At 41.3% G+C, this 6,159-nt stretch carries 6 protein-coding genes; 5 read left to right on the top strand and 1 reads right to left on the bottom strand.

Features of this window, described 5'->3' with window-relative positions:
• The first annotated feature begins 248 nt into the window (after positions 1-248).
• The 5 genes from DD657_RS09275 to ispD all read left to right on the top strand — a co-directional run bounded on the left by DD657_RS09275 (position 249) and on the right by ispD (position 5,093).
• Positions 249-1,295: a glycosyltransferase family 10 domain-containing protein gene (locus DD657_RS09275; protein WP_287049652.1), complete on the top strand. Its 1,047-nt coding sequence runs from the start codon at positions 249-251 to the stop codon at positions 1,293-1,295.
• 40 nt (positions 1,296-1,335) lie between these two features.
• Positions 1,336-2,112, top strand: a complete 777-nt coding sequence (locus tag DD657_RS09270; RefSeq protein WP_021987574.1) for a lipopolysaccharide kinase InaA family protein — start codon at positions 1,336-1,338, stop codon at positions 2,110-2,112.
• A gap of 124 nt (positions 2,113-2,236) precedes the next feature.
• Positions 2,237-3,343: a UDP-galactopyranose mutase gene (glf, locus tag DD657_RS09265; protein ID WP_287049651.1), complete on the top strand. Its 1,107-nt coding sequence runs from the start codon at positions 2,237-2,239 to the stop codon at positions 3,341-3,343.
• Positions 3,344-3,353: 10 nt separating this feature from the next.
• On the top strand, positions 3,354-4,370 hold the full coding sequence (locus tag DD657_RS09260; protein WP_287049650.1) for a glycosyltransferase: 1,017 nt from the start codon (positions 3,354-3,356) through the stop codon (positions 4,368-4,370).
• A gap of 6 nt (positions 4,371-4,376) precedes the next feature.
• Positions 4,377-5,093 carry a 2-C-methyl-D-erythritol 4-phosphate cytidylyltransferase gene (ispD, locus tag DD657_RS09255; protein WP_287049649.1) on the top strand — a complete coding sequence of 239 codons (717 nt, stop codon included), beginning with the start codon at positions 4,377-4,379 and terminating at the stop codon, positions 5,091-5,093.
• Positions 5,094-5,095: 2 nt separating this feature from the next.
• On the opposite strand, the gene DD657_RS09250 is transcribed toward ispD, so the two are convergent.
• Positions 5,096-5,977, bottom strand: coding sequence for a LicD family protein (locus DD657_RS09250; RefSeq protein WP_021987578.1), 882 nt, complete (start codon positions 5,975-5,977; stop codon positions 5,096-5,098).
• Positions 5,978-6,159: the final 182 nt, after the last annotated feature.

The following is a 6,159-nucleotide window of genomic DNA, read 5'->3' as shown; positions in this document are numbered from 1 at the left end:
TTAAAACGGACGTTTTAATTGTGAATTTCCGATTGACGATTTTAAATTTAAAAAACTGATAACCAATCGGTTTGTCAAACAACTCAAAATTTACAATCTAAAATTTACAATTTTGACGGGTATTTTTAACTGTCTAAAACAAAAACCTGATTTACTGAAAATGAAAGTATTCGAGATTTTTTCATACAAATACTTTCATTCTTAATAGCAGTCTCATCGACATCTAAACGGCAAAAGATTTATACGATATGTACAAAGTGAAATTTACACCTTACCGTAAAAACCTGGGTGAAATCATGTTACGTCAGACTATTGGCGGTAAAGGTATCTCCGCAGACGGTAAATATCGTTTCTACATAAATGAAGAAATAGAAAATCCTGATTTTTGGGTCGTACAGGGTAAAGGATTACGGCAAAACGAAAGCTGTTATGTCGCTCCGGAAAATACAATTTTACTGACGACGGAACCCCGTTCCGTACTCGTATATCCGCGCCCCTATATCCGCCAGTTCGGTACGGTATGTTCCTGCCAGGAACAAACCAAACATCCGAATCTCATTCTGGGACCGGCTATATTGCCTTGGTTTATCGGATTTACAGAAGATACGGAAGGGAAATGTGCTTATAGTTTAGATTACGACCAACTGAAAGCTGCTTCGGCACCTAAAAAGACCAAACTTATCTCCGTCATCACCAGTAATAAAGCTTTTACGCAAGGTCATCTGGATCGTATCCGTTTCGTTGAGAAACTGAAAGCTCACTACGGAGATCAACTGGATGTATTCGGGCGCGGTTACCGGGATTTCGACGATAAATGGGATGTGTTGGCTCCCTATAAATACCACATCGTAATCGAGAATTCTTCCCAACGTTATTATTGGACTGAGAAAATATCCGACTGCTTTCTTGCCGAAACATTTCCGTTTTACTACGGATGTACCAATTTGTCTGATTATTTCCCGGCCAGCTCTTTTCAACCCATTCAGTTGGACAATTTCGAACAAACCGTAGCTCTTATCGATACATTGATTGCCCAAGACATATATACACAACGTAAATCCGTTCTGGCCGAATGCAAACAACTGGTATTGGGGTCCTACAATCAATTTGAATATGTAGCCTCTTTGTGTGACCGGTTAAACCCTGATGCCCCAAAACAAAAAGTGGAAATTCAACCTTGCCGTTCCATGCAGGACTGGCATAATTTCTATAATTATTCGATTAACCGCAATCTGTTTAAGTGGAAACAAAAATTAAAAAGTATCTTTGCCGGACAATCCGTATTGAAAAAATAAAGGAAACAAACGCCTCAATACAGCTTTAAGTCTGCAAAATATGAAAATCGAATATAATCCTGAATACAAAAATAACCTTAAAGTAACAGAATTCATCGAAAAATTACCTTCCCGATTTGAACAAGAAGGTAGCGTACTTTTTTCAGGACGTAACGTAATCAAAAGTTTCGTTATCAATCCGGCCGACAACATACTTAAACAAGTTGTCGTAAAGCGGTATAAATTTCCCAATGCGATACAACGCATCGCCTACAGTTTTTTCAGAGCCAGTAAAGCAGCGCGGGCATTCCACAATGCTGCTCAATTACGGACAAGAGGCATTGACACCCCCCGGGAAATCGCTTATATCGAAGAGTGGAAAAGCGGATTATTCACATACGGATATTTTATCACGGGCTTCGACGGCGCCCCCGGTATAGCCGAACGCCTGACAGAACCGAAAGAATTTGACCGCGATCTGGCAACGGATTTTGCTCGTTTTGCAGCTCATCTGCATTCCCGGGGCATCCTCCATCACGACCTGAATTCCACCAATGTACTCTATCATTCCGGAGAAGAGCATTATCGTTTCTCTATCATCGATATCAACCGGATGAAACTATATCCTCTCGGCAAATATCCATCCGACAGGGAATGTATGGAAAACCTGACCCGTTTCTGCGGAAGAATGGACCTTTTTGAACACGTTGCCGGAGAATATGTCAAAGCCAGAGGCTGGGCGGCAGATACCGTCCGGAAAATGATCCGGGTAAAAAAACACCACGACAGACAATGGGAACGCCGTAAAGCCTTTCTAAAAAAAATCACGTTCAAATAAAATTTCTCTAAAGATCATAACCACAAACTCCTTATAAAAAGCAGGTAATCTTTTAACATTGCCCGAATAAATTTGGTTCTGTATCCGGCTTGCATTATCTTTGTCCTGAAAGACTACAAACCTTATGAAAAAAGAATTTGATTATTTAATCGTCGGTGCAGGATTATTCGGTAGTGTATTCGCCAATGAAGCCCGGAAAAAAGGGAAAAAATGCCTGCTCATCGACAAAAGATCCCACATCGGAGGAAATCTTTATTGTGAAAATTACGAAGGCATACAAATCCACAAATACGGTGCCCATATATTCCATACTTCCAATAAAAAAGTTTGGGATTATGTAAACGATTTAGTAAGCTTCAATCGCTATACCAATTCTCCACTGGCTTATTATAAAGGAGAAATCTATAATCTCCCCTTCAATATGAATACTTTCAACAAATTATGGGGAGTCAATACACCGGCTGAAGCCAAAGCCAGAATAGAAGAACAACGGGCACGTTACAGCCATATCGAAGAACCGGCGAATCTGGAAGAACAGGCCTTAAAATTATGCGGAGACGATATTTACCGCATCCTCATCAAGGGATATACGGAAAAACAATGGGGCCGGGCTGCCACCGAACTTCCGGCCTTTATCATCCGCCGTCTTCCGTTCCGTTTTACTTACGATAACAACTACTTTAACGATCTCTACCAGGGCATTCCTGTCGGCGGTTATAACAAATTGATTACCGCTTTGCTCGAAGGATGTGAGGTACGCACGAATACCGATTATTTCAGTGATCGTTCTCATTTTGATAAGCTGGCAGACAAAATCCTGTTTACAGGCTGCATCGACGAATATTTCAATTACGAATTCGGAGCTCTGGATTACCGTAGTCTCCGTTTCGAACATGAATACCTGGACATCGACAACTTCCAGGGCAATGCCGTTGTCAACTATAACGAACGCGAAGTTCCCTATACACGGATTATCGAACACAAGCATTTCGAATTCGGGACCCAGCCCGTTACCGTCATTACCCGGGAGTACCCGAAAGAATTTACCAAAGGAGACGAACCTTATTACCCGGTTAACGACAAAAAAAATTCCGATACCTATCGGAAATACAGTGAAAAAGCCGGACAAACACCCCGCGTTATCTTCGGAGGACGGCTGGCACAATATGCTTATTTCGACATGGACGATACTGTCGAAGCAGCTTTAAAACTGACAGAACAGGAATTATAAGATCTACCCTATGAATAAATGTTATATCGAAATACACTCCACCAACAAAGCCAAGAACGACATCGACATATTGATGAATCGTGCAGGCTATCGGAACATCGGCAGCAGTAAAAAACCCTCCGGTAAAATCGGGAAATTCTTCGTTAAACTCGGAATCATTCTGAAAATACCGTTCTGTTTACATAAAAACGAAGTTCTTCTTATACAATATCCGTTCAAAAAGTATTACACCTACCTATGCCGGGTGGCTCATTTCCGGAAGTGTAAAGTAGTGACCCTCATACACGATCTGGGAAGTTTCCGCAGACAAAAATTAACCGTACCCCAGGAAATAAAAAAATTAAGTCACAGCGACTATATCATCGTACACAATCCGTCGATGAAGCGCTGGCTGGAAGAGCAAGGATGTAAGGTGCCCATGGGATGCCTCGAAATATTCGATTATTTATCCGAAACAAAAGCAATCGATTATTGCCCCGTTACTTCTGTTCCTCAAGTGATCTATGCCGGAGGACTCGGTCCGCGGAAAAATGCATTCCTTTATCAGTTGGACGATCATATATCTTCTTACGAACTCAATGTTTACGGCAAAGGACTGGATGAGAAAGTCGCTCAAAACTGGAAGCACATTATCTATAAAGGTTTCATACCTTCCGACGAACTGATCTCCACCAACCGGGGACATTTCGGACTGGTCTGGGACGGAGATTCCATATCTGCTTGTGACGGTAACTGGGGCGAATACCTGCAATACAACAACCCGCATAAAACGTCCTTCTACATCCGCTGCCATCTCCCCGTCATCATCTGGAATAAAGCGGCCTTGGCTCCTTTTGTACGGGAAAACAAGATCGGTATATGTGTAGACTCCCTCGAAGAGCTTAACCAGCGTTTCAATTCGATGAAAGAAGAAGAGTATGCGGAAATACGGAAAAACATCATAGCCATGAGTAACCGTCTGTCCGAAGGTTATTATTTTTACAAAGCGATGCAAGCTGCCTGTGAAAAAATCCAGGAGAGAAAATAACCGTACATGAAAAATATAGCCGTTATTTTAGCCGGAGGAAGCGGTACCCGCCTGGGGGAGAATTATCCCAAGCAATTATTACAAATTGCGGGAAAAAGCGTCATTGAGTATACACTGGATGTTTTTGAAAAACATCCGCTTATTCATGAAATTTTCATTGTGGCAAATTCCGGTTACATTCAGAATATTCAAGACATTGTCACAGCGGGTAAATATCAAAAAATAAACCGGATTCTGGCAGGAGGAAAAGAACGTTACGAATCCAGTTGGAATGCTATCCGGGCCTGTAAAGAAAAAGAATGTAATCTTATATTCCACGATTCCGTGCGCCCTTTGGTAAGCGAACGTATCCTGACCGACTGTATCGAAGCCCTGAAAACATACAATGCCGTTGACGTTGCCGTCCCGACAACAGACACCGTTATTCAAATAAACGAAAACAACATTATACGGCACATTCCCCAACGCTCGACCTTACGAAACAGTCAAACTCCACAAGCATTCAGGCTTAGTGTTATAAAAAAGGCTTACCGGAAAGCTTTGGAAGATCCCCGTCTGCAAACGACAGATGACTGCGGTATTGTTCTCAGATACCTGCCCGAAGAACCGATATATGTTGTTCCCGGGGATACCGTCAATTTAAAGCTGACTTATAAGGAAGACTTATACTTACTGGAAAAGCTGTTACAACTCAGATTTCCCCATAACACCGAAAACAAATAATACTACTTCATTTTTCCGTGCCGTAATTCTTTCCGTAGCAACTTATAACTTTTTTCCGTATCAAATATCAATCCTCCATGTAATGTAGGCGCCTGCACGGGAGTCATATAATCGGGCCCGAAATCCAGGGTTAAAATCCGGTCGTATCCAATAGGCACAGGCATTTTCATATGCTCAAAATCCACCCATAATGTCTCGGCATACCAAGCTTTATCTCTGATTTTTTGCCTAAAATTAAAAGAGATCGCCGCCACAAATTCTGTATCTTCCAGCCTGTTTTTCCTCAATACATTCTCATACTTCCGAAACACTTTACTATCCAAACGCCATCTCTGATACAATCCATCCGGCAGTAAATTCATCAGGCGAATGGCCAATTTCAGAAGTACCCGATACAACTTCACTTTACGAACCATCCGATAAGAATATTTTATCGCTTTCGGATAGCTGTCCAATATAAAAATATCGACAAAAATACCCTGGTTGTATTTTCTGCGGAAATCCCCTTCGGGAATGGCAGCAGTATCGCTGTTTCTTAATTGAGCATGACGATGATTGTAATGCTTGTCCGAATAGATTGTTTGCAAAAAATAAGGATGTTTGAGTTCCTTATCCGCAATTTCTACAAGTTTATCATAATCTTCCCTCAACATCACCATATCGATATCGTCATCCCACGGAATATAACCTTTGTGCCGGACGGCTCCCAATAATGTTCCGTAATCGGCCCAACATTTCAGGTTGTATTTATCGCATACACGCAATAATTCTTTCAAAAGGTCCAGTTGACAGGCCCAGGCCCTTTTCATGGCCGCCGGTACCAAATAATCATTACGTATCTCTTCCCGGAAAAAATCCGGACAAGCTATTCCAAAATTTTTCATAACTATAAAAAGGCTCTGCTTATAAACAAGGGAAACAGAGACAATAGAATCAAATATAAATACTTAAAAATAAAAACATTACCCCCTTAAAACACAAACAATAATAAACGCCAATATGCGTCATCTTATAATATGTCCGACAGAAAAGATCCTTGTATTTTTCCTAAAATAATCGGTCGTTT

The sequence above is a fragment of the Culturomica sp. genome (assembly GCF_003524185.1).
Lineage (GTDB): Bacteria > Bacteroidota > Bacteroidia > Bacteroidales > Marinifilaceae > Culturomica > Culturomica massiliensis.
The sequence above is the reverse complement of the archived record's forward strand: the minus strand, read 5'-3'. Positions and strand labels throughout refer to the sequence as shown.